Annotated in this window: 45 protein-coding genes; all 45 read left to right on the top strand. The window is 45.3% G+C overall.

Annotated features, from left to right (window positions below; genetic code table 11):
• Nucleotides 1–175 precede the first annotated feature (175 nt).
• The 45 genes from MKY41_RS11670 (at nt 176) to MKY41_RS11450 (ending at nt 22,168) form a co-directional block, all read left to right on the top strand.
• Complete coding sequence (locus MKY41_RS11670) at nt 176–889, top strand: ORF6C domain-containing protein (RefSeq protein WP_340745177.1); 714 nt, start codon at nt 176–178, stop codon at nt 887–889.
• Nucleotides 890–933: 44 nt separating this feature from the next.
• Nucleotides 934–1,179, top strand: coding sequence for a helix-turn-helix domain-containing protein (locus MKY41_RS11665; RefSeq protein WP_340745176.1), 246 nt, complete (start codon nt 934–936; stop codon nt 1,177–1,179).
• A gap of 152 nt (nt 1,180–1,331) precedes the next feature.
• The gene (locus tag MKY41_RS11660; RefSeq protein ID WP_340745175.1) at nt 1,332–1,616 is read left to right on the top strand and encodes a helix-turn-helix domain-containing protein; all 285 of its coding nucleotides are present in this window, start codon (nt 1,332–1,334) and stop codon (nt 1,614–1,616) included.
• Nucleotides 1,613–1,891 carry a hypothetical protein gene (locus tag MKY41_RS11655; RefSeq protein ID WP_340745174.1) on the top strand — a complete coding sequence of 93 codons (279 nt, stop codon included), beginning with the start codon at nt 1,613–1,615 and terminating at the stop codon, nt 1,889–1,891. Before MKY41_RS11660 ends, MKY41_RS11655 begins: the two co-directional genes overlap by 4 nt.
• Before the next feature lie 186 nt (nt 1,892–2,077).
• Nucleotides 2,078–2,209 (top strand): hypothetical protein, encoded by a 132-nt coding sequence (locus tag MKY41_RS11650; protein ID WP_340745173.1) that lies wholly within the window; start codon nt 2,078–2,080, stop codon nt 2,207–2,209.
• Nucleotides 2,210–2,359: 150 nt separating this feature from the next.
• Nucleotides 2,360–2,566 carry a hypothetical protein gene (locus MKY41_RS11645; RefSeq protein ID WP_340745172.1) on the top strand — a complete coding sequence of 69 codons (207 nt, stop codon included), beginning with the start codon at nt 2,360–2,362 and terminating at the stop codon, nt 2,564–2,566.
• A 78-nt stretch (nt 2,567–2,644) separates the two neighbouring features.
• Complete coding sequence (locus tag MKY41_RS11640) at nt 2,645–3,568, top strand: hypothetical protein (RefSeq protein ID WP_340745171.1); 924 nt, start codon at nt 2,645–2,647, stop codon at nt 3,566–3,568.
• The gene (locus MKY41_RS11635) at nt 3,519–4,328 is read left to right on the top strand and encodes a PD-(D/E)XK nuclease-like domain-containing protein (protein WP_340745170.1); all 810 of its coding nucleotides are present in this window, start codon (nt 3,519–3,521) and stop codon (nt 4,326–4,328) included. Before MKY41_RS11640 ends, MKY41_RS11635 begins: the two co-directional genes overlap by 50 nt.
• 15 nt (nt 4,329–4,343) lie before the next feature.
• On the top strand, nt 4,344–5,405 hold the full coding sequence (locus tag MKY41_RS11630) for a hypothetical protein (protein WP_340745169.1): 1,062 nt from the start codon (nt 4,344–4,346) through the stop codon (nt 5,403–5,405).
• Entirely contained in the window at nt 5,344–6,192 is an 849-nt protein-coding gene (locus MKY41_RS11625) for an ATP-binding protein (protein ID WP_340745168.1), read from the top strand. Before MKY41_RS11630 ends, MKY41_RS11625 begins: the two co-directional genes overlap by 62 nt.
• Before the next feature lie 11 nt (nt 6,193–6,203).
• On the top strand, nt 6,204–6,794 hold the full coding sequence (locus MKY41_RS11620) for a hypothetical protein (protein ID WP_340745167.1): 591 nt from the start codon (nt 6,204–6,206) through the stop codon (nt 6,792–6,794).
• Nucleotides 6,787–6,939: a pilus assembly protein PilO gene (locus MKY41_RS11615; protein ID WP_340745166.1), complete on the top strand. Its 153-nt coding sequence runs from the start codon at nt 6,787–6,789 to the stop codon at nt 6,937–6,939. Before MKY41_RS11620 ends, MKY41_RS11615 begins: the two co-directional genes overlap by 8 nt.
• Complete coding sequence (locus MKY41_RS11610; protein WP_340745165.1) at nt 6,936–7,103, top strand: hypothetical protein; 168 nt, start codon at nt 6,936–6,938, stop codon at nt 7,101–7,103. Before MKY41_RS11615 ends, MKY41_RS11610 begins: the two co-directional genes overlap by 4 nt.
• A complete protein-coding gene (locus MKY41_RS11605) occupies nt 7,100–7,519 on the top strand; it encodes a YopX family protein (protein ID WP_340745164.1) in 420 nt (139 codons plus the stop codon). Before MKY41_RS11610 ends, MKY41_RS11605 begins: the two co-directional genes overlap by 4 nt.
• Nucleotides 7,516–7,683, top strand: coding sequence for a hypothetical protein (locus MKY41_RS11600; protein WP_340745163.1), 168 nt, complete (start codon nt 7,516–7,518; stop codon nt 7,681–7,683). Before MKY41_RS11605 ends, MKY41_RS11600 begins: the two co-directional genes overlap by 4 nt.
• Nucleotides 7,684–7,767: 84 nt before the next feature.
• Entirely contained in the window at nt 7,768–8,040 is a 273-nt protein-coding gene (locus MKY41_RS11595) for a hypothetical protein (protein ID WP_041075157.1), read from the top strand.
• Nucleotides 8,030–8,194 (top strand): hypothetical protein, encoded by a 165-nt coding sequence (locus tag MKY41_RS11590; RefSeq protein WP_340745162.1) that lies wholly within the window; start codon nt 8,030–8,032, stop codon nt 8,192–8,194. The genes MKY41_RS11595 and MKY41_RS11590 overlap by 11 nt, the downstream gene beginning before the upstream one ends.
• Entirely contained in the window at nt 8,191–8,343 is a 153-nt protein-coding gene (locus MKY41_RS11585; RefSeq protein ID WP_340745161.1) for a hypothetical protein, read from the top strand. Before MKY41_RS11590 ends, MKY41_RS11585 begins: the two co-directional genes overlap by 4 nt.
• Nucleotides 8,340–8,582, top strand: coding sequence for a hypothetical protein (locus tag MKY41_RS11580; RefSeq protein WP_340745160.1), 243 nt, complete (start codon nt 8,340–8,342; stop codon nt 8,580–8,582). The genes MKY41_RS11585 and MKY41_RS11580 overlap by 4 nt, the downstream gene beginning before the upstream one ends.
• Nucleotides 8,576–9,031: a single-stranded DNA-binding protein gene (ssb, locus tag MKY41_RS11575; RefSeq protein ID WP_340745159.1), complete on the top strand. Its 456-nt coding sequence runs from the start codon at nt 8,576–8,578 to the stop codon at nt 9,029–9,031. The genes MKY41_RS11580 and ssb overlap by 7 nt, the downstream gene beginning before the upstream one ends.
• 30 nt (nt 9,032–9,061) lie before the next feature.
• Nucleotides 9,062–9,568, top strand: coding sequence for a hypothetical protein (locus MKY41_RS11570; protein WP_340745158.1), 507 nt, complete (start codon nt 9,062–9,064; stop codon nt 9,566–9,568).
• Nucleotides 9,528–9,797, top strand: a complete 270-nt coding sequence (locus MKY41_RS11565; RefSeq protein ID WP_340745157.1) for a hypothetical protein — start codon at nt 9,528–9,530, stop codon at nt 9,795–9,797. The genes MKY41_RS11570 and MKY41_RS11565 overlap by 41 nt, the downstream gene beginning before the upstream one ends.
• A complete protein-coding gene (locus MKY41_RS11560) occupies nt 9,760–10,068 on the top strand; it encodes a MazG-like family protein (RefSeq protein WP_340745156.1) in 309 nt (102 codons plus the stop codon). Before MKY41_RS11565 ends, MKY41_RS11560 begins: the two co-directional genes overlap by 38 nt.
• Nucleotides 10,040–10,195, top strand: coding sequence for a hypothetical protein (locus tag MKY41_RS11555; protein WP_340745155.1), 156 nt, complete (start codon nt 10,040–10,042; stop codon nt 10,193–10,195). Before MKY41_RS11560 ends, MKY41_RS11555 begins: the two co-directional genes overlap by 29 nt.
• Nucleotides 10,195–10,362, top strand: a complete 168-nt coding sequence (locus tag MKY41_RS11550) for a DUF6011 domain-containing protein (RefSeq protein ID WP_340745154.1) — start codon at nt 10,195–10,197, stop codon at nt 10,360–10,362. The genes MKY41_RS11555 and MKY41_RS11550 overlap by 1 nt, the downstream gene beginning before the upstream one ends.
• Complete coding sequence (locus tag MKY41_RS11545) at nt 10,359–10,835, top strand: DUF1064 domain-containing protein (RefSeq protein ID WP_340745153.1); 477 nt, start codon at nt 10,359–10,361, stop codon at nt 10,833–10,835. Before MKY41_RS11550 ends, MKY41_RS11545 begins: the two co-directional genes overlap by 4 nt.
• Nucleotides 10,836–10,967: 132 nt before the next feature.
• A complete protein-coding gene (locus MKY41_RS11540; RefSeq protein WP_340745152.1) occupies nt 10,968–11,141 on the top strand; it encodes a hypothetical protein in 174 nt (57 codons plus the stop codon).
• Nucleotides 11,142–11,477: 336 nt separating this feature from the next.
• Nucleotides 11,478–11,654, top strand: a complete 177-nt coding sequence (locus MKY41_RS11535; protein WP_340745151.1) for a DUF6877 family protein — start codon at nt 11,478–11,480, stop codon at nt 11,652–11,654.
• The gene (locus tag MKY41_RS11530; protein WP_340745150.1) at nt 11,647–11,907 is read left to right on the top strand and encodes an IDEAL domain-containing protein; all 261 of its coding nucleotides are present in this window, start codon (nt 11,647–11,649) and stop codon (nt 11,905–11,907) included. Before MKY41_RS11535 ends, MKY41_RS11530 begins: the two co-directional genes overlap by 8 nt.
• The gene (locus MKY41_RS11525) at nt 11,894–12,178 is read left to right on the top strand and encodes a helix-turn-helix domain-containing protein (protein ID WP_340745149.1); all 285 of its coding nucleotides are present in this window, start codon (nt 11,894–11,896) and stop codon (nt 12,176–12,178) included. Before MKY41_RS11530 ends, MKY41_RS11525 begins: the two co-directional genes overlap by 14 nt.
• 73 nt (nt 12,179–12,251) lie before the next feature.
• Nucleotides 12,252–12,431, top strand: a complete 180-nt coding sequence (locus MKY41_RS11520) for a DUF3954 domain-containing protein (protein WP_340745148.1) — start codon at nt 12,252–12,254, stop codon at nt 12,429–12,431.
• A gap of 230 nt (nt 12,432–12,661) precedes the next feature.
• Nucleotides 12,662–12,928, top strand: coding sequence for a hypothetical protein (locus tag MKY41_RS11515; protein WP_340745147.1), 267 nt, complete (start codon nt 12,662–12,664; stop codon nt 12,926–12,928).
• Nucleotides 12,929–12,942: 14 nt separating this feature from the next.
• Nucleotides 12,943–13,359, top strand: coding sequence for a DNA-binding response regulator (locus MKY41_RS11510; protein ID WP_340745146.1), 417 nt, complete (start codon nt 12,943–12,945; stop codon nt 13,357–13,359).
• Between the two features lie 175 nt (nt 13,360–13,534).
• On the top strand, nt 13,535–14,161 hold the full coding sequence (locus MKY41_RS11505) for a hypothetical protein (RefSeq protein ID WP_340745145.1): 627 nt from the start codon (nt 13,535–13,537) through the stop codon (nt 14,159–14,161).
• Between the two features lie 75 nt (nt 14,162–14,236).
• A complete protein-coding gene (locus MKY41_RS11500; RefSeq protein WP_340745691.1) occupies nt 14,237–14,677 on the top strand; it encodes a terminase small subunit in 441 nt (146 codons plus the stop codon).
• Entirely contained in the window at nt 14,667–15,929 is a 1,263-nt protein-coding gene (locus MKY41_RS11495) for a PBSX family phage terminase large subunit (protein WP_340745144.1), read from the top strand. The genes MKY41_RS11500 and MKY41_RS11495 overlap by 11 nt, the downstream gene beginning before the upstream one ends.
• A 13-nt stretch (nt 15,930–15,942) precedes the next feature.
• Nucleotides 15,943–17,457, top strand: coding sequence for a phage portal protein (locus MKY41_RS11490; RefSeq protein ID WP_340745143.1), 1,515 nt, complete (start codon nt 15,943–15,945; stop codon nt 17,455–17,457).
• Entirely contained in the window at nt 17,444–18,472 is a 1,029-nt protein-coding gene (locus tag MKY41_RS11485) for a minor capsid protein (RefSeq protein ID WP_340745142.1), read from the top strand. Before MKY41_RS11490 ends, MKY41_RS11485 begins: the two co-directional genes overlap by 14 nt.
• Before the next feature lie 237 nt (nt 18,473–18,709).
• Nucleotides 18,710–18,943 carry a hypothetical protein gene (locus MKY41_RS11480; RefSeq protein WP_340745141.1) on the top strand — a complete coding sequence of 78 codons (234 nt, stop codon included), beginning with the start codon at nt 18,710–18,712 and terminating at the stop codon, nt 18,941–18,943.
• Nucleotides 18,944–19,002: 59 nt separating this feature from the next.
• Nucleotides 19,003–19,506, top strand: a complete 504-nt coding sequence (locus tag MKY41_RS11475; protein WP_340745140.1) for a hypothetical protein — start codon at nt 19,003–19,005, stop codon at nt 19,504–19,506.
• 95 nt (nt 19,507–19,601) lie between these two features.
• Nucleotides 19,602–20,192 (top strand): phage scaffolding protein, encoded by a 591-nt coding sequence (locus MKY41_RS11470; RefSeq protein ID WP_340745139.1) that lies wholly within the window; start codon nt 19,602–19,604, stop codon nt 20,190–20,192.
• Nucleotides 20,193–20,210: 18 nt separating this feature from the next.
• The gene (locus tag MKY41_RS11465; protein WP_340745138.1) at nt 20,211–20,525 is read left to right on the top strand and encodes a hypothetical protein; all 315 of its coding nucleotides are present in this window, start codon (nt 20,211–20,213) and stop codon (nt 20,523–20,525) included.
• Between the two features lie 25 nt (nt 20,526–20,550).
• Nucleotides 20,551–21,573, top strand: coding sequence for a major capsid protein (locus MKY41_RS11460; protein ID WP_340745137.1), 1,023 nt, complete (start codon nt 20,551–20,553; stop codon nt 21,571–21,573).
• 14 nt (nt 21,574–21,587) lie between these two features.
• Nucleotides 21,588–21,767: a hypothetical protein gene (locus MKY41_RS11455; RefSeq protein ID WP_340745136.1), complete on the top strand. Its 180-nt coding sequence runs from the start codon at nt 21,588–21,590 to the stop codon at nt 21,765–21,767.
• Between the two features lie 8 nt (nt 21,768–21,775).
• The gene (locus MKY41_RS11450) at nt 21,776–22,168 is read left to right on the top strand and encodes a hypothetical protein (protein WP_340745135.1); all 393 of its coding nucleotides are present in this window, start codon (nt 21,776–21,778) and stop codon (nt 22,166–22,168) included.
• Nucleotides 22,169–22,221: the final 53 nt, after the last annotated feature.

The following is a 22,221-nucleotide window of genomic DNA, read 5'->3' as shown; positions in this document are numbered from 1 at the left end:
TGACGAATCACTTGGATTTTAAGGCTTTTCAAAATGTCACCTCCCATCTACCAAGAGTTTACCAGATTGGGAGAGTGAGAAAGAAGTGGGGGTAGAAAGTTTAATCGCAACTATTCGCTCCCGCGGAACGAATATTAGGTTGTAAGACGAACAAAACGAAAAGGGAGGAAGGAAGATGAATCAACTCACAAAGATATTCGAAGGGCAAGAATTACGAATTGTCGGTGACGAATCGAATCCAATGTTTTTGTTAAGGGATGTCTGTTCTATCTTGGGTCTCGAGCAGGTGGCAGGAGTTAAAAGGCGGTTGGAGGATGACGTGATTTCAAATCACCCCATCGAAGATTCGCTCGGGCGAACGCAACAAGCAACGTTCGTTAATGAGGATGGGCTGTACGACGTTATTCTCGAAAGCCGAAAGCCCGAAGCAAAGAAATTCCGCAAGTGGATTACCAGTGAAGTGATTCCTTCTATAAGAAAGACTGGCTCTTATCAAGTGGAACAGCCGAGCAATACAAAACTTTTATTGCAAACCGCATTGCAACATGAAGAACGAATCGAAACGGTTGAGTCCGACGTGAAGTACCTGAAAGACCATATGCGGATCAACGGGGCGCAGGAGCAGCGAATCAACATGAATGCCCGTGGAAAAATCATGGAATGTCTCGGCGGCAAAGATGCAAAAGCCTATAAGGAAATTGGGAAGAAGGCGTTCTCGCAATTCTGGAGACAATTCAAAGCCTACTTTGAAATTCCTCGGTATGGCGAATTGCCAAAAGTGAAATTCGAGGAGGCTTTGCAATTCATCCAAGAATGGACGCCAGATACCGCATTGAGATTGGAAATCAAGCAACTGAACAATCAGCAACATTTACGTTTAGCTAAGTGAATAAGGGTGCCGGGCCGCAATCCCGGTAGAAAGGAGAAAGGGTAATGCGAACGATGACTTCGAAAGAGGCTGCCGATCACATCGGTGTATCACTTAACACGTTGAGGAAGTACGTGCACGAGGAGGGTCTGCCGGTTCTTCGTTTCCCGGGTCGTCGCAAATGGACGTTTCGTGAAGATTTGGTTGATGAGTGGGTTTTGGAAAGATCACAGCCAGAGGTGGTCGTGATGACAAAACCCGAAGATGAAAAACCGAAAGAATACGGGAAGTTGAGAGTTCTGGTTCCTTGATACAGAGCAGTGTAAGAGGGCCGGGGCAGTCCCCGGCACGGTGAAAGGTTTTTGTCAGAGGTTGTTGTTGCGCAGAATTTGGAGGCTACATCTATAGAGTACAACACCCTAAACAGATAGAGTATTCCAATTTGGAATAAGGGGGTGAGGAAATGAGATACGGTGCAATTTTAAGGGCTTGTCGTGAGAGAGCCGGATGGAACCAAGAGGAAATGGCGTTTCAGTTAAACGTCAATCAATCTGATGTATCAAAGTATGAGAACGATCGAAAGGAACCTCTGATATCGGTGTTCCACAAATGGGCTACTGTGACCAATTCACAAGATGTTTTGGTAGCTTACATGGCCGGAGTGGAAGGGGTGACGATCCTTGCAAATATCTTGGCAACGATGGGTACGGGCATCATCGGATTTATCAAACTAGGAGGATTTCTATGAAACTGGAAAACTACAAACGGACAGATATTGAGGATGTCCTGGACATGAAACGCATGTCGCTGCATCAAATTGAACAAATCGAGAAGTGCCTTTGGTTGGACGAGATTGATCAAGGGATGGTGCGGGCCTACAACCTCTTCCAAACCCTTTCAAGGATCCGTGATCTAAAGGTATCGAAGAAAAAGGGAAGTGGCATGACCCTATTAATCAACAAATTGAACGAAGACGGCGTGGCTTGCTGTTCGATCAAATTTGAACACAAAAAAACCGACTGATGTTTCCGGCATCAATCGGCATACAGAATTCAGGTGTAACGCAATTATATCACAAGTCGGGAGCTTTGGCTCCTGTCAAGAAGTCCAGGTGGTTGGTTAGCCATTGAATAATTTCCGCGAGCTGGTTACTCGTCGGTGCGCCTGGGCTTCTTGATGGGATTCACGTCCATCAGAAAGGGTGACAAAATGCGAAAACTGAATATGTATTTTTTCGGGGAGGAAGAGATCTCGCGCCATGACGCCGGTTGGTTTTATGGCATGATATCCGGCTCGGCCATCCTCACGGCGATTGTATGGGTGGTGACAGTCATTGGGTGAATATGCTGATTTGATCTTGGCTGGCGTTTATTGCGAAAGTTGCGGGTGCTATACAGGCGTTGAGCCGGGCTATCCGGTGCGGTGCGACGGATGTACCCAAGAATTACATGAGATTGATATCGAAAACGCTGTAGAAAGAGGTGAAGAAATATGATGGATCCGGCGATTGAAAGGACAATGTTGACAGGTTATCCGTACCCGGAACCGGTCGTCTACGACCGTTGCACACGATGCAGGGAGGAAATTCATTACAAGGAAGAGTTCGTTGAAGCAGCTGGATATGCGTACTGCTGTAAGGAATGTTTGGTGGACCAAATGTTAGAAGAAGGTAATGCCAATCTGGTAATTGCGGAATAAAAAAGACCACTCGGCAAAGTGGTCCCACTGAAAAATATCTTTGAATCGATTCTATCACAAATATGGGAGGAAATAAACATGTCTGAACTATCCATGCAATATCAGCAGAACCAACCGGGGAACGTCCTTGGACAAGCTACAGCTTCACGTGAAATGGAGGAAGTGAAGGGACAAATTTTCATGGCTCGTCAGTTTCCCAGAAACGTTTTCCAGTCAGAAAAAAGAATTTTGGATGCGTGCAAGCGTCCGGCGTTAGCGCAGACAGCAGTCTATTCTTATCCAAGAGGAAATCAACGAGTGGAAGGGCCGTCAATTCGTTTAGCAGAAGTGTTAGCCCAAAACTGGGGGAACCTTGCTTTCGGTGTTAAAGAGCTTGAACAACGACCTGGGGAATCAGTTGCGATGGCTTACGCATGGGATTTGGAAACAAATGTCCGGCAAGAGAAAGTGTTCACTGTGCCTCACACTCGTAAAGCAGGCGGGCAAATCAAGAAGCTTGATGATCCTCGAGATATCTATGAACTTGTTGCGAACAACGGAGCTCGTCGTTTGAGGGCTTGCATACTCGGAATCATACCTGGCGACATTGTGGAATTGGCTCTAAACGAATGCAACAAGACCCTTACTGGAAATAACGAAAAGCCTTTAAAGGAGCGAATTGCGAATGCCTTGGCTGCCTTTAAGAATCAATATCGTGTGACGCAGGAAATGATTGAACAAAGATTTGGATACAACGCTGAATCATTTACGGAGTATGACTATCTGGAACTCATCAAGATATTTAACTCATTGAGAGACGGTATGTCAAAAGTGGATGACTGGTTCGATAAAGATGCCAAGAAAAAACAATCAAGCGGTCTGGCTGAATCCTTCAATAATGACAGTCAAAAAGAAACAAAGGATGCTGCGAAAGAGAATGATCCTGAAAAGGTTGCAGAAGGGGTGAAGGAAGATGACGCTGACGAAGCCTCTGCAACTAACGCAGACGAACTACCACTCTAATGAGGCGAACAGAGAGTACTTCTCGGTCTCTCAATTCAAAGACTTCATGGAGTGCCAGGCGAAGGCCTTAGCAAAGATTAACGGCGAATATGAGGAATCATACGGAAACGCCTTGCTCGTTGGTACTTATACGCATGCGGCGTTTGAGAGCGCGGAAGCTTTCCGACAAGTTTTCGAAGAAAACTCGGATGCCATCTTTATGAAACGCGGAAACGGAAAATATAAGGATTTCGAAGTAGCTGACGCGATGATCGAAACAATCAAAAATGACAAATTCGCCATGTTTGCCATGGAAGGCGAGAAGGAAATCATTCTCACGGCCGACCTGTTCGGCGTCTCATGGAAAGCGAAAATCGATTCAATCAATCATCAACGAAACACATTCACAGATTTAAAGACTACCAGGAGCCTTTCACAGCGTTTCTGGTCGGACAAGTACCAGAAGTATGTTTCGTTCGTTGAAGCGTGGGATTACGTGCTCCAGATGGCGGTGTATCGGGAAATCATCCATCAAAACATGGGATTCTACTACTCTCCATATATTGTCGCAGTCACGAAAGAGGATCCACCGGACAAAGCGGTGCTGCACTTTGATGATAGCCGGTTCCAGTTTGAGTTAGATTTCGTGGAGCACATGATGGAACAGTTTGTTGTACTCAAAGCCGGGGAGACGGCCCCCTCCCGATGCGAGAGGTGCCCTTACTGCCGGGGAACGAAGCAACTGAAAGACACGATGGAAATTGGCGAATTACTAGCTTAGAAAGGGGTAATCGGGGTGGAAAGTTCAATTCAGACATCGGGGTTCGTCATCCAGCCCCGGTTACAGTTCGACAATTTGAAAGACAAAATGCTTTATCAACATTTTATAGATGCGGCGAATTACATTGAATCCAGCGATTGCAGAATCGGCCAATTAATCACTTCCGTTTCATCTATTGAAAAAGAAACTGGTTGGAGTTATGGGACCGTCAGAGGGATTCTTGGCAGGCTCGAAGATGCAGGGTTGATAACGGTAGCAACAAGGAGTCAAAAGCGCGGCATTACGGTAACTATCGTGGATTATTCTCGCTTTCAGACCCTTAAAAACTACGAAAAAATTAACAAAGAGGATAACAATCCAGTAACAAAGAGAAAACAATCCAATAACAAAGAGGATAACAAAGAGGACGATTCTACAAAGCCAGTCGTACCAACGGATGAAAGGGGTTCGGAAATGCCTGATAACAAAGAGAATCACAATCCAGTAACAAACCAAGAACAATCCAATAACAAAGAGAATCGCAATGCTATAACAGCATTTATAACATCACTTAACAGCATTAACAGCAATATAACGTTAAAACAATACGTCGATCAGGCGAATGTGAAAAACATAAACTTGTCTTCGGCTGAGGATATCGAAACCTTTGTTGATTTCGCTTTGCGAACCAACGCTTTCCCGGATGGTACATCCAAAAAAATCCTGATTAATTATTTTGACACGATCCGATTGACGCGTTCCACATGCAGGATATCCGCCAAGGTGCTTGCTGGTGTGATTGAGAGGATGGGCAAGTACAGTGCTAATCAAATTAACTATGCACTTTGGACACATTGCGAAAAGCACGATGACAAGCGGGAAACCTATACGCTAGGAATTTTGCGGCAAACGAAAGAGCCGGAAGCGCGTAGGGGCTTGATGCTCCTGAAGAACAAGAATGGTGGTGTGGAAATTGGAGCCAATCAACCAGGTACTCCAAGAAATGATGCAATCCAATCCAAAATTGATGCAGCGAATGAACGCCGTAAGAGAATCGCTGGAATCGAATCCGATCGAGATATTGACGTCCCCTTCTGACGATTGTCCTTTTCGTAGATGTGACGGTACCGGGTTCATCTGGATTAAAGACTGGTCGAAACGCCATGAAAAAAATGTTGTGGATGAATGGAAAGAGGAATGCGAGTGCTACGATCGGCTAATCAAACAACGAGAAATCGATAAAAAGCTAGATTTGTCTGGCATTCCTCCAATTTTCAAAGAGGCAACAGTCCGATCTTTCCGGACAGATATATATCAGCAAACTGATAGCAGGGAGAGGGCAATTGTTGCTCGAAAAGCGGCAATCAACTACGTTACAAACTTTGAAGTCATGCAAGAGAACGGCAAGGGGCTTTACTTGTACAGCGATGTGAAGGGGTCTGGCAAGACTAGGTTGGCTGTTAGCATTGCCAACGCACTTGTCGGTCAACATGGTGTTGATATTGCGTTTATCAAGTCGATGGACCTCATATCTCAGGTGAGAAAGACATTTAAAAATGATTCGGAGCTCACTGAAAGCGAAGTCGTTGAATCGTATCGGAAAGTTGGGCTTCTGGTCGTTGATGATCTGGCAATCAAGGGTGCATCAGAATTTGAAGAGCGGATATTTTACGACATCACAGATTACAGGCTTGAGCATAATAAACCGACTTTATTCACGTCCAACGTTTCAATCGATAGCCTGGAAGACTTTTATCCGGGGGGCCGAGTGGGCAAGCGGATAAAGAAAATGTCGTTGGAAATCTACATGCCAGAAGAGTCCATTCGGGACCAGGAAGCGGATAACGAGAACAATGATTTTGAAAAAATATTGTTCGGGAATTAGGGGGAATTGAAATGACTGAAAAAGTGAAGTTGACGAGGGAGCAGGATACTAGATTGAAAGAAATGCTGAAGGACGTCATGTATTCGAAAGGGTCTATCTTGGTGCAACAAGCTAAAGGATGGAGAGACGGAAATAACATTTGCTTGAACGCATTATCGTTAGATCAATTGGCAAAGGTCTTATACGAACCAAACAGCTATGAAGTCGAAGAAGAATACAAGGTTGGGGATTGGAAGAAAGTTCAGCTTGCCAATAAAAAGTGGGTTATAGGGAAAATCGACACCGTTACTTTTAAAGAAAAAGCTGAAGAAATTGCTCTTAATTATTTGGATGAAGATAGAGTGTGGCGAAGAGTTTGGGAATCAGCTAAGTGCTCTTTCAATCCCACTCCTGAAGAAATCAAAAACGAGAAAGAGCGCAGAGCATGGGCGAAGATCGGCAGGGGGCCGGGAGAGTTTCGGGATGGTGACTTCGGAATTTCCGAATACGGGAACCTTATCGATGGACCAAGTATTTTAAAAGCTCGTTACGAGCTTGGGCAACTACAAGGCTTTTTTCCCGCAGAATCCTTCATCAAGTTTGGAGGTGCAGCTGATGCCTGAATGGATAAAGGGCCCGGGGTTTTACGTGATACAGCCGACTGGCCCGGTAGACAAGGAAATCTTAAAAGCTGAAATGGTTGCACTGGAAATCAAATTGCAGGAAGCGGAAGCTCGTATCGCTGCGAGAAAGGTGGAGTCGGCATGATCGGCACAATTGTACAACCGTCCCGGGAGACAGAGCGGCAGATTTTCATTGAGGATCTAAAACGTCAGGGAATCTATGAAACTCCGAAACAGGAGCCGTTGGAGAGTTTGAGTTATTACTCATTACGGACACTACTGGCGACCAGAATGGCGGTGGCGGAATGAGCAGGGAAATCAGATTCCGGGCGTGGATCCCGATGACAGAGCAAATGATAGGTGTGGATGTGCTTGCAATCAGTCCGGTTGGATGGAGTAGTGACGGAACCGGCGTTAGCCTTGCGTATCAGCCGCACATAAAGGTTATGCAATTCACCGGGCTTCGGGACCGGAACGGCGTGGAGATCTATGAGGGGGATATATTGCAAGGCGGGCATTACCCGATTAGGGGCGAAGATGGATACGTTTTAGTAATTGAATATGATCACGATAGATTTTGGGGCGTTAGGACATTAAAGTCCGGTTCAACGGCAAGAGGCATTTCGCACGGTATTGCTGACGGGCTTTATGAATTTGTTGACGGAGGAATTGAGGTCATCGGCAACATCTACGAGAATCCGGAATTGCTGGAGGTGGCGGAATGACATTACACCAACTGTCCTGTGACAAGGGCCATGAGTGTTATTTGGACCTCAAGTTACCGGAGAACATGATGGTCGTCGTAAATCTGTTGAAACGGATGACTTGCCCGGTTTGTCGTAGCGAGGAATTGAGTTTCCATCCGCAGGGAATCGAGGTGGCGGAATGATCACCTTGCTGATGATTGTGGTGCTTGTCGTGATTGCGGGCCTCTCTTATGGGCTCGGTTGGGTTGACGGGAGGAATCAAGGTCGTGAATGAAACGCCCTATGACCGCTATCTTGATGGACTGGGCAGATTGACCATGGCGCAAGCTGAAAAATTGAAAAAAGGAGAGCCGCTGCTCTATTACGGCCCTGGATCGTTTGAATGGGTGCCGGTGGAATTTGACAGCGTCCGGACATCTCAAGGGAGTCCTGTCGTGATAGTCAAGACGCCGGAAGGCCACATGGTCGCATATTACGAGCGTCTAAAAACGATTGGAACAAATGATTTGTTGGAAGTGAGGTTTGGAAATGACAACTGAAACGAATGCTAAGCAACTGGATAAAATCCAACAAATGTACGGATATGTCGAGGCCGACGAATTTACTATAAAGGCCAAGGACTATGAATGGCTATACAGGCAAGCCGAACGAGCGCAGATTTTAGAGAAGGCCCTGAAAGGAGAATCGGAATGACGAATATCAAAGAACCGATCGCCGTCTGCCCATCCTGCGAAAAGGTCATCTGGTCCGGTGCCCGTGTTTGGCGCAAAGGGGACGAGCTTTATTGCCACAGTAAGTGTCTGGTTGCTTCGTTCTCCAAGGAAAAGGCGGTGGCTCAGTGAACAGTTTTTATGTGTACGAGACTCAACCGGAATTGACGAAAGAGCATTATGACCAAGCCGAAGCTAACGGCATCAGTCGGGCGGCCGTTCGAAAGCGCATCAAGCTTGGTTGGCCTATTCACCGGGCGATAACGGAGCGGATTTTGTCGCAAAAGGAAATTACGGAGAGGGCTTCGGCTGCTTCTCCCTTTCGGGACACCAATAAGTTGCATTTCATAAAGGAGGGCAATGGATGCTGAATCGTGTTGTTTTAGTTGGTCGTCTCACCAAGGATCCGGAGGTCCGTTATAGCCAGAGCGGCGTTGCAATTTGCCGGTTCAATCTTGCGGTCAATCGAGCTTTCAAAAATGCGAGTGGAGAGCAAGAAGCGGACTTTCCAAGTATTTTAACTTTCCGGAAGACCGCGGAAAACGTTGCGAACTTTTTGAAGAAAGGTAGTCTGTGTGGCATTGACGGCCGCATCCAGACAGGCAGCTATGAAAAGGACGGCGTGCGGGTCTATACCACGGAAGTGATTGCGGATAGCGTCCAATTTCTCGAACCGAAGTCCAACCGTTCGGAATCGCCGAATAGTTCCTATCAAGCGCCACAGCAACAATACGGACAACAGCCGTACACATCACCGGCAAACGATCCGTTCGATAGTGGAGGGCCGATTGAGGTTACAGATGATGATTTGCCTTTTTAAAAACCATAAAACTTTGAAAGGGTGAACATGGTGACAGCACTCATTGACGAAACTATTGAATATGGTCCAAGCAATCGGATGAAACGGCACCCGGACTATCATTTCGCGCAGGGCACGCCAATCCAGTTGGAAGAGTTGATTTACCTTTGCAAATTTCACGAGAGTGAACCAGCGCGGACAATCTCATTTGCATTGGGCCGGACCGAGTCCACCTTGCAAAATACGGTCAGTCGATTGAAACGCGACGGCATGTATGACGACCTCAAAAAAGGTTGGGATCGAAGAATCGGGATAGGGGATGAGGATATGACGGAAACCATTGAAAGGACGGCCGAACGCGGCCGGTTATTGAAAACCATCGCCGTGTATTCGCCGGGACGGAACGGCAGGATGAAACACGAAGTAGGGTTCGTCGTTTCGCGCACCAGGCCATTTCAAGATATTTTAACAATTGCGGAACATGAGGATGTTTGCAAGAAAGCGAGGTTGAGCCGATATGGTCAAAGCTTATTCGACAGCTGTTTTAAAAACTGGTGATGACCTTGCCTGGAAATGGCAGCAGGAGAATGCGGAATTGCGGAAGCGGCTGCGTCTTTGTGAAACGGCATTGGAATTTTACGCGGACAACAGCAATTACAAGCATTACGGTTACGATGGCATCCGGCGCGTGACTAATGTCCAGACAGACCGGGGCGAGAAAGCGAGAGAGGCATTGGAGGCGTTTAGTAGTGGGACAGGTTACCGGACTCATGCAAGCGGTGAATGACGAAGTTTTAAACGAGCGGAAGCGGCAGAATGCCAAGTGGGGCCATCAGCGCCATGATTATGGCTTTTGGCTAGCAATCTTAGGCGAGGAGTTCGGGGAGGTTTGTCAGGCCATTCAGCAGGGCAGTGTAGCGAGCAAGTACACGGATGCTGATGATCTGTACACGGAACTAATTCATGTGGCAGCGGTAGCTTCGGCCATTGCAGAGCAAGTGAAGGAGGAACGGGAAAGGAGTCAGCGTTATGCTCAGAACGCTATATCGGATGATTGACGGGGAGCGGCGGGTCATTCACGGACATTTGAGCAAATACGAGGTGGCGGTACTCCGGCAAGAGGGTTGGCGGGAGGATCGGCCACAAGTAAACAAAAACGGGATACCGGTGGGGAGGGCGGTCTAATGGGTGTTTGTAAACGGTGCAATAGGAAACTGAAAACGACGAAGAGTATTGAGGTTGGGTTTGGCCCGGTCTGTAAGAAAAAGCACGATGAAGCGGAAGCGGAGTTTCTAAAATTACAGGTTACGATCGATGAAGAAATTGCGTACCAGGAGCGGATCAGCGTATGAGGCAAAGCGTTCGAAAAAGACCAAGGTCACCCAAGCAGCCACGGGAGTTCCATTCAAAGAAAATTGAGGTTGACGGCATCGAATTTGATTCCAAAACGGAAGCGGCCTATTACAAATTTCTTAAGAAGGATCCAGCAGTAAAGGACATAGAGATTCAACCGAAATTTCAAATCATCCCTTCGTACACCGTCGTGTGTAAACGCTGTGGCGGCTCAGGGAAGCGGACAAGCCCGAAGACGGGGAATCTTATCAACTGCTCTTTGTGCCATGGGAAACAAGAGCGTGAGAAGGCAGGGGCTATCTATACGGCGGACTTTAAAGTCACTTACATAGATGGCTATGAGGAAATCATCGATGTGAAGGGCGGCCCAGTTACTCGGGACTTCCCTTTGCGGAGGAAGCTGTTGGAGAAGGCGATCAGGCAAGAGTTGGTTGTTGTGAGATTGAAAGGCAAGGAGTGGGTGAGGGAATGACAATCATTACAATACCAGAAGCGGTTTTCATTATATGTTCTGGCGTGCTGCTGATGCTATCCGGTTATGCGTTGGGGCGGTTGAGCAAGTGACGCGTCACATCAGACGGGGAATGCGAAGGAGGAAAAAAGAATGGAAAGACAGTATTTTTATATTTCGATGACAGGGCTAAATGAAGATGAAATTCAGGAGGAGTTAGGAGAATTCCTAAATGGATTAGTCACCAAACATAAAGGTTTTGGTGCCACAGTATTAGGGATGACGAAAGAAGCTGCCGAAAAAGTTGAGAAAATGCTAAATGAGTAGTGTCGCATTCCGAAGATGAAATGCAGGAGCCGCATTAAGCGGCTCAGTCTTTGAATCTACTCGGGATAAATCCATAGTGCGAGCGAATGGTACGGATCCAACCTGCTTCCTTGGGGGATCTGGTGGTATTGCCTAACCTACCCGCTACGAGACCTGTTGTACATCCCAAGAAATCAGCTATCTGCTTAATGGACCACTTTTCTTCGTGATAAAGACGCTTAATTTCTTTTGTTGAGTACATGATATCACTCCCTTTTAGTCAAGCTATCAAACAATCTTCAAAAGGGGAAGGTTTAAGAACAAGCAAGAGAGCGCACGCACGAGAGGAGGATGAACATGAACCCGATACAGGAAATATCAAAACTATCAAATCAAATTCCGATTGAAGCATTGCAAGACATTAACAGCCGCGTAACAGATTGGATTGCCGGTGGTGGCAATCATGACGATCCATATATTCATCAGCAATTGCGATATGCAAAGAAACTCGCAAGGAGTGAGGGGAATGGGTGAAGAGATTATTCGAAGATTGATGAGAGACGCAATGTTCGCCGCGATGCACGCTCAGCAAATAGAAGTATATCGAGCGTTCGGCCATCTTAAAGTCTCTTATTTTGACTTAGAATACAGCCCGAAGATCCAAACGAGATTGACCGATATGGATATGCTGCTTCTTCGAATTGATATGGCTCTGGATGCCGGGGATAAGAAACAGTTCTTGCTGTTAACGGATCAACTGAAAGAGGTGGAGCATGAGCAATCGTAAAATTATTTCAATCGCGAACAAAGTGACATTCCTTCGGAAGTATGACGGCCTGAGCATCCGAGAGTTATCAGCCGAATTGAGATTCCGTATGGAGCACATAGCCGACCTGGAAACGGGCGCTGTTCAGGCGGATTTGGAGGATGTTATCAGGTATTGTGATTTCTTCGGAGTGGATTATGAGGGTTTTCTCTTCGATGAGTTCGGAGATTTCAAGGCAGCTTATATCGCAGATAACGAGAAGATGATGAAGGCGATTGGGTACAGCGTATGAGGAATATTCAATAAAAAAAAGACAGGCTCCTCCTGTCTCTACACACATACATCATACCATAGGAGGGGTCCGGGTGGAGAAAACAGCGGTTGTAAATTTGGAGGAAAATGCGGTTTATGTCGTCAAGCGAGGGCAGTTGACAAAGGTTACAGCAAAAAATCATGGCCAGGACGTCATCATCTGGAAGAATGGAGAGGTTCTCGATGTTGATAGGAACCAACGGGTGAGGATAGAGGGACAGGAGGTTATATAAACAAAAAAGAAGGACTTATCAGTGGTTGGGGTACTCCCGTTTCATCCACAAGCGCCTTCTTGCATCTATCTTACTATGTGACAAGTAAGACTAATAGAGTAATTGTCCTTACGGAAGAACCGACGGACACTGAGTAACGGCATTTTCGCTGTTGTTTGGTGTCCTTTTTTTATTTTTCGGTTTATCAACTTGTAAGGATTGCTTGCATGTTCAAAAAAGGGGGTGACGGGGTGAATAAGAGTTTGCGAGAACAGCTGACCGAAATTAAAAAGCAACTTTCAATTCATTACGGGATGTCGAAGGACGAGTCTTCACTAACGATTGACAATGCGTTGCTAGAAGCGCCACAGCCTCTTTCTGGCCTGGTGGATAAAAAGAAGCTTGCTACAAAGAGGGTGGGAAAGGAACGCCTGTCCGACCGGGAACTGCGGGAATTGATGGGGGTTAATCGGGATGTGTACCGGAGAGGTCCGGGCGGGGCTTTTCGTAGAAGATAAGGGGAGGCGATCTTATGACGGAAAAGCAGATCGAGCAGCTGTTGAAGGATTATCATTGGATGATTAATTCCGTGAAAATTATGCGTGAAGGGCTAAATGATATTGGCGATGGGTTAACGGCTCAATATGGACTGGATGCAGCAATGCCGAAAGCTAGTGGGAATCATAGCGATCCAATCTACCGAGAATTCACCCGTCGGGAAAAACGGTGGAAGAAGATCGTGGATTATGAGCGTAAAATTAAGGTGGTCCAGGAACGGATGCACGTAATTACGATTGATCGAGAAGTTGAAGTGCTGCATTGGCTATTAGAAGGTAAAAGCATGAGGTGGATCGGATTGCATATGGGATTGTCTGATCGACATATTGGCCGGATTAAGGACACCGTAGTGCGGAAGATGTCGCAAATGTCGGATAGGTCGGAGATGTGACGAAGGTATATTCCAACTGTTACCATGGAAGGCAGGTCGGGGAGGCGGGTAGGTGCGGGTGTTGCACCTGTCCGCTTTTTCAATTTGTGCGGGTTTATGACCTTCGGTTTAAGTGCGCTTTTTAGGAGGATTTTCACCTTTTTTTGGCGAAGGATGTCAGTGGGGGTGGAAGTGTATGAACTTTGACACAAAATATTTAATTAGATGGGGAATACCAGGGTGGATTATGGTAATGATTTTATTTCCATATTTCCTTTTTACTTATTATGAAGAATTTCTTATGTTAAAAATTGATTTGACTGCATTCCTTGCAGCTGGGGCGGTCCTTACAATTCTTGGAGTTCCCTTAGGGCATATGTTAAACCAAATACATCATGCGATTACTTGGGTATTGCCAAGGATGAAAAATGACGGGTGGCGAAAGTATTTCGAAGAAGAAATTAAAGCGGATAAAATATTCCAAGAAAATGATTATGTAAGAGAAAGATATAGGTATTTGCTATCGAAAAAACATGAGGTAGGAAGTATTTTAGTAAGCTTTACAATTTCAGCAATTGTAATACTGCTAGTGAATGTTGGATATAACAATCAAGGCTGGGCGTGGTTTTATTTTGCAGTCGTACTAATACTCTCAGTGATAATGTTTTTTAGCCGATTATATACAAGTGGAAACATCGAATATTACTTCGACGATTACTTACTTGAGAAATCAAAAAACGAAGTTAATGCTTTTCAGAATGACACAAATATAGAACGAGAATCGGAGGAGGAGCTCTCTCTCTATTACAGAAAGAAAAATTAGCATCTCTTCGGAGGTGCTTTTTCTATACCTAAAAATAAACTAAGCGATTAGCATAATGAGGTGATGCCATTGAATGTGAAGAAATTAAATCCGAAACAACAGGCGTTCGCCGATCACTACATCGAATTAGGAAACGCCGAAGAAGCTGCACTAAAAGCAGGATATAGCAAAGCGTACGCTAGAGGTAAATCATATACATTGTTGGCAAATGTCGGCATAAAAGCCTATATAGAAAAACGAATGGCAGAATTGAAGTCTGAACGTGTTGCGGATCAGCAAGAAGTCATGGAATTCCTCACTGCAGTTATGCGTGGTGAAGTTGAGGAGCCGATTGCAATTCTTGATGGTGAAGGTTATCAAAAGGTAGTCAATGTTAAACCGAGTGCTCAAACCAGAAGATCGGCGGCTGTTGACATTGGGAAGCGTTATGCAATGTGGACGGATAAACAACAAACCGAAGTAACCGGCGCTGTTCAATTCATTGACGATATAAGCGGTGATACAGATGCAACGTAAGCTATCCGAATTCCTCCCGAAAGCATTTCATTCCGTCTGGCGTGCAGCTATTGCGGAGGAAATCCTAAACATCGTTTGCAAGGGCGGCCGGGGCTCAGGGAAATCCTCTGATATTGCACATATCATCGTTCAGCTGCTCATGCGGTATCCACTGAATGCGGTCGGCATCCGGAAAGTGGACAATACAATCGAACTATCCATTTTCGAGCAAATGAAATGGGCCATTTCGGAGCAAGGCGTATCGCACTTATTCAAGATCAATAAATCTCCGATGCGAATCACATATATCCCTCGCGGTAACTACATGGTGTTCCGAGGAGCCCAGGAACCAGAACGGATCAAATCACTCAAGTCAGCTAACTTCCCATTCGCAATTGCTTGGATAGAGGAGCTGGCTGAATTCAAAACGGAAGATGAAGTTACAACTATCACCAACTCCTTATTACGTGGAGAATTGGGCGATGGTCTTTTTTATAAGTTTTTCTTTAGCTATAACCCGCCCAAACGGAAACAGTCGTGGGTGAATAAAAAATATGAATCAGCTTTCATTGCGGATAATACGTTCGTTCACCATTCTACCTATTTAGACAACCCGTTCATCTCAAAACAGTTCATTGAAGAAGCGAATGCGGCCGAAGAACGTAATGAATTGCGTTATCGGTGGGAATATCTTGGTGAGGCAATCGGTTCCGGTGTCGTGCCATTCGATAACTTGGAAATCAAAAAAGGCTGCATTACTGACGATATGGTTAGGAATTTCGACAATATTCGAAATGCTGTTGACTTCGGTTATGCAACAGATCCATTAGCTTTTGTTCGTTGGCATTATGACAAAAAGAAAAATGGTATTTATGCTATAGATGAATTTTACGGCCAAAAGATTAGCAACAGACATTTAGCTAAGTGGTTGCATGGTCGTGGTTATCAATCAGATCGAATTGCAGCTGATTCAGCTGAACCAAAATCAATCAATGAATTGAGAGATGAACATGGTATCAGGCATATGTACGGAGTCAAAAAAGGGCCGGATAGCGTTGAATACGGCGAGCAGTGGTTAGATGATTTAGACTTCATTTGCATTGACCCTTTACGCACTCCGAACACGGCGAAAGAGTTCGAAAACATCGATTATCAAACGGATAAGGATGGGAATACGATTCCAAGATTAGAAGATAAAGATAATCATACAATTGACGCCACTCGTTACGCATTTGAAAACGATATGCGAGGCAACACATTCAGCTTCGACTAAGAGAGGTGAGAGCATGAAGGCGGCTTATTTCCCATACCAAGGCGCAGTCACGGAAACGGACAAACTAAATCAAGTGATTGCAGACGGAAACAAGGCAAAACAATTTGAACTGAATAGGTTAGAAAAGGAAATTGCAAAATTTATCGGATCCGACAAACGTAATATGATGCTTACTGGCGAAAGGTATTATGAAGGCGAGCACGATATCCTTCAAAGAAAGCGACTGGTCATCGGCGAAGGGGGAAGGTTGCAAGAAGCCCCAAACCTTCCGAACAATAAGCGTGTCGACAATCAATACGCTTCGCTTGTTGACCAAAAAGTGAACTATTTACTCGCGAAACCATTAACGATCGAAACGGAAAACGAAGCATATGAGGAAGCGCTGAAGCTGGTTCTTAACAAGCGTTTCCATAGATTGCTTAGAAATACCGGCGAAGCTTCCCTTAATCATGGAATCACTTATTTGCATCCTTTCTATGATGAGCACGGAGAATTGCAATTTAAAAGGTTCCCGGGTTACGAAGTTTTACCTTTCTGGTTAGATACGGATCATACACGTTTGGGTTCGGCTTTGCGTATATACACGGTTATTGATTATGACGGCGATCGAGAAATCGAAGTCACGAAAGTGGACCATTACACCAACAACGGCATTAAGCATTATATCTATGAGCACGGCCGTTTGAAATCAGGCGCAGTCGAACAATCTAGCTATCTCACGATTGAAACGGAATCTGATGAAGGGATAGACGTTGAGTTCAGAAACTGGCAGCGACTGCCGTTGATCCCGTTTAAATATAATCACAAATCGATTCCATTGATTCGGCGCGTGAAAAACTTGCAAGATGCGTACAATAAGATTCTTTCAAACTTCGAGAATCACATGGATGAGGATACGCATAACACGATCATCGTTCTCGAAAACTATGACGGCCAGAACCTCGGGGAGTTTCGGCGCAACCTGTCTCAATATGGAGCGGTGAAAGTACGATCGACAGAGGGTTCCCGAGGTGATGTCCGGACGCTCGAAGTGACGGTCAATAAGGATAACTATGAGTCCATCCTGACGCTGTTTAAAAAGGCGATTATTGAAAATGGCCGTGGCTATGATTCCAAAGATGATCGCATGAGCAATAACCCGAACCAGATGAATATCCAGTCGATGTATTTGGATATCGACCTAGATGCCAACATGATTGAAACCGAGTATCAAGCGGCGTTTGAAGAATTGTTATGGTTCGTCAATCAAGACCTGGCGAATAAAGGGGTGGGTGACTTTGAGAATGAGGATGTGAACATCATCTTCAATCGTGATGTATTGATTAATGAGACCGAGGTAATTGAAGGTCTTGAAAAATCAGGGTACCTGTCTAATGAAACCCGAATTGCTCAACATCCATATATCAAAGATGTTCGCCTAGAAATGAAGCGACTTGAAGCCGAACAGCGCAAACAGATGGATCTCATGGATAACTACGATACCCACTTTAACCAATTGAATGGCGGCGGTGCGGATGGCCAAGAGTAGGGAATACTGGCGCAAGCGATTTGAAATGCTGGAAGATGCTCAGAATCGCAAGGCCGTTAGCTATTACAAAGACCTCGAAAAAGCATACATTCAAACTATGGGTGCAATTGAAGCGGATATCGCTAAATGGTATAGCCGTTTTGCCAAAAACAATGAAATCACGCTGGATGAAGCTAAACGGCTACTGAAATCTGAGGAATTGAGAGAGTTTCGATGGACGGTCGAAGAATACATTGAGTATGGCAAAAGGAACGCAATCAATCAGCAATGGATGAAGCAACTTGAAAACGCCTCCTCCCGCGTCCACATTAGCCGTTTGGAGAGTTTGCGACTACAACTTCAACAGCATGTCGAAAAACTGTATGGTGGGCAAATTGAAGGTTTTGAGCGCTTGATGAAAGAGATTTATCAAGACCAGTATTATCATACGGCTTTTGAGATTCAGAAAGCATTTGAAGTCGGATTCACCTTACAAGCGCTGAATGAGGATGTGCTCACAAAGGTCATCAGCAAACCGTGGACTGTTGACAATATGACATTTTCAGCGAAGATTTGGCGCGACAGAAACTTGCTGATCAATACGTTACACACTGAAATGACGCAGGCATTCGCTCGCGGTGAAGGTCCTCAACGCTTGATATCCGTCATTCAAAAGAAAATGAATACTTCCCGATCTAACGCTGCTCGATTAGTGCAAACAGAGCAAGCGTTTTTTAGTGCTTCTGCTCAGAGGGATGTCTTTAAAGAGTTGGATGTTGATAGGTATGAGATTGTTGCGACCCTGGACAGCAAGACATCTGATATTTGCCAGTCGATGGACGGAAAGGTGTTCGAGATGAGTGATTATCAGCCTGGCGTTACTGCTAATCCGTTCCATCCAAGATGCAGGACCACAACGGCCCCTTGGTTCGAGGATGATTATAGCCAACGTATTGCTCGTGGTCGTAAAGGCAAGGTGTATTACATTTCCAGCAATATCAAATTCCCTGAATGGAAGGAGAGGTTTGTTGCGTGAATTACTTAATCGTTATAGCAAATGGTGAAATGGTCACTAAGCGAAGAATTTCAGGAGTTCACTCCTTAGTTACTTATGATGAAAGGGTTTATGTTTTCCTAGATGTAACAGGAGCAGTTTTATTCTCGGCCCCGTTTGATTCGGTGGTTTATATCGAACAAGAATAATCACTCAAATAAGTTACGATTTATTATGTTTTGACCCAAAAGAGAAATTGATTCGTTAGGAGCGGGATTTATGCGAATTGGATGGCCAAAAGGATTTGCAGAATGGGGATTAGCCATTGGCTTAGTTGGAGGTATAACAAAATGGTACCTGTCTGAACATCCTACAAACTTTCAGTTTCTGGTGATTCTTTTACTTCTGGCAATCTTTAACCGACTGAAAGAAAAGAAAGTAACCAAACGTACTCATTATTTTGAAATCAAGGACTGTAAGAAACACATGTCGGATTCAGGAGAGGCAAGGTGATCCAACATCTCCGTTTGCTACTCGGTTATGTAGCTACTAAAAACGAGGAGGCGCGTTGCATGGAAAGGTATCGAAGAAGGCCACAAGAAGTTCGAGCATTGAAAACATATGAAGGAATGCCGTTGGATGATATTAAACGGTTTCTGGAAGGGTCTGGTTTCGATGTTCACAACCACGATGAAGGGGCTCGACTTAAAGGTTCTCTGGAAGGGGATTTGAAAGTCGCAGCCGGAGATTATATTGTGCTTCACGACGACGGGAAAGTCACATCCTGCTCGGCCGTTGAATTCGAGAAGGACTATGAAAGTGCCCTTAATATGGACGAATTGCATTACGTGATCACTCGATATGGCTATTCGGTTAAGGGTGCCGAGTACTTGCTCCGAGATGAAAGGGCAAGAGCAATTGTATTGGCTCCGTTTTTGGAACAGAAAAAGGAACGGCTTCGGCGGAAAAGTGCTTGCAAATCCGTGAATTCCAATGAAGCCACAGAAATCGTCTCAACAAAACTAGCGCATGCGATAGCGTATAGGTTGCAAAATACTAATTGTTTAAGTGAATAAATTCATCGTCTTTTTAGCATTTGCAGACGTAAAAGATTCAAAGCGAATACCTAACAGGGCGTTGCCTGTAAAACACGAATTAGGAGGAAAATGAATTGAATAAAGAACAATTAATCGCTCTTGGCCTGTCTGAAGAGCAAGCTGATAAAGTGGTGGCCGGTTTCGGACAAATGATTCCGAAAAGCCGTTTGGATGAGAAGATCCAGGAAGTCAAAGATTTGAATGAACAAATCACGGATCGGGACAAGCAGTTGGAAGAATTGAAGAAAGTCGATGCGAAAGGATTGCAGGCAAAGATTGATGAGCTCCAAACAGCCAATGAAACGACAAAAAAGGATTATGAAGCCAAGTTGAAGGAGACGCAGCTTTCTTCCGCTGTCAAATTGGCTCTTGCTGGGAAAGTTCATGACGCTGATCTGGCCGCTTCACTAATCGACACCGGCACGATTGAACTGGATAAGGACGGAAACGTCACTAAAGGACTTGATGAGCAGCTGAAAACGCTGCAAGAATCGAAGTCCTTTTTGTTTGTGCCTGAAAAGGAAACAAAAACAAACCTCAAAGGTACGAAACCCGCTGAAAATTCCAATGGCGGAGAAGGTACAGTGAACATCGGCGCTGATTTCGCGAAAATGCTAAACGACCGCGGCGCTGCACCAAGCAATGAAAATAACCCATGGGGTTAACACAAGGAGGAAACTGATATGCCATATGTAAAACAAGTAGATACATTTAACCGCATTAACTTTTTAGCGTCATCCAAGGTCCAGGCGTTCACTTATCAAGTGAGTGACACTGGTGTTGCGGCGGATGCGAGAGGTCGAAAAATCGTGAAAGCAGGTACGATCCTTCCGGCGAATGATGCAACCGCTGAAGGCATTCTTTACACGGATGTGGACGTGACGGAAGGGCCGCAACCCGGCTCGCTGATCGTGGAAGCTTATGTACTGGAAGAACGCCTGCCGGTTGCGCCCGCTGAAGAAGCAAAAACCGCACTAACAAAAATCACATTCCGATAATTAATTGACAGGAGGAAATGAAATTATGCCAGATGTATTAGAACTATTTGATTCCAAGACGGTGCTAAATTATTTGAAAGAGCGGCAATACAAACCATTGTTGGGGGAAACGTTATTCCCCGAAGTGAAACACGACACATTAGATTTCGAGTATCTAGTAGGGGCGAGCTCTCTCCCAGTCGTGGCGTCTGTACATGCTTTTGATACGGAAGCGGAAATTGGATCTCGTGAAGCGGCGAAACAGGCGCTGGAGGCAGCTTACATTAAACGTAAGATGCAAATCACGGAGAAAGATCTAATCGCATTGCAATTCCCACGCACACCGCAAGAGGAACGATATTTAACAGGTCGTGTATTTAATGATATCGATACATTGGTGCAAGGGGTTAAGGCTCGTGTCGAACTGATGCGAATGGAAGCTTTGTCAACTGGTAAAGTGACGCTGAACGAGAACGGGTTAGACATGTCCGTGAACTACCGTGTACCGAGTGAGCACCAAGAATCGTTAGCGGGAGATGACTTGTGGACTTCGGCTAACGCGGATATTATCGGTGATATGGAGCGTTGGCAAGATCTTCTGGATGAAAAAGCAACTCGTGCTTTAACATCTACAAAAGTATTAACGCAAATCCTTCGCAACAGTAAAATCATCGGTTATCTATACGGGAAAGATTCCGGCCGTATCCCGACTCGTGCGGATCTGAACGCGTTTTTGCTTCAACACGACTTGCCACAAATCGCGGTATATGATTCGAAATTCCGTCGTCAGAATGCTGATGGTTCCTATACAACAGAACGTTACCTTGGCGAAAACAAATTCGTTATGTTCGGTGCGGGAACTCTTGGTGAAACGCTATACGGACCAACCCCGGAAGAGTCTCGCATGGTTCGTGAAGGCAATGAACAAGTGCAAAACATCGATAAGGTGATTGCGATGGTTTATGAGGAAGGGCTGGATCCGGTATCAACTTGGACGAAAGCGGCAGCAACTGCAATCCCTTCATTCCCTGAAGCGAACAACGTATTCCAAGCGCAGCCGATTGCATAAGGAGGTTGTAAGAAGTGGCAAACATTAAAGTAAAAGTGAAAGACGGCGCTTTCCCCATTCGTTACAAGGGAGAGCGCTTTTTGGTTGGCGATGAATTGACGATTGATGACAAACACTTCGATGAATCGTCTATGGAGCGATTAGATGAGCCGAAAAAAGCCACTCGCTTTTCTAAAACATCCGAAAGCGGGTGATTCGCATGTTGGAAGATGTAAAAAAACGATTGGGTTCACTAGGCATCTCAGTGTCCGGTGAGCCTTCAAATTCTGACGATCTAATTTTATCGTTCACCATCGACAAAGTTGCAAATCACATTAATAACCAAACGAACCTTATGAGCATTCCGAAAGGCTTGGAAGAGATCGCCATCGATATGGTTGTTGGCGAATTTCTATTCCTGAAAAAAAGCATGGGGCAGTTGGATGTTGAAACGCTCGACTTTTCCCCTGTTACTAAGCGGGTGCGGGATGGTGATACAGATGTGGAATTTGCCATCGGAGAAAAGAGTACCCCGGAAGCGAATTTCGGCGCGCTGTTGACTTACCTGCGGCATAACGAAGTCGATTTTGTGAAATACCGGGTGATGACATGGTGAACGCTCGCAGAAAGGCCATACAAAGCTTGTATCGAGGTGTCTGCACCGTTAGA

It is taken from the genome of Sporosarcina sp. FSL W7-1349 (assembly GCF_038003045.1).
GTDB lineage: Bacteria > Bacillota > Bacilli > Bacillales_A > Planococcaceae > Sporosarcina.
This window is presented reverse-complemented; position numbering and strand designations above follow the sequence as displayed.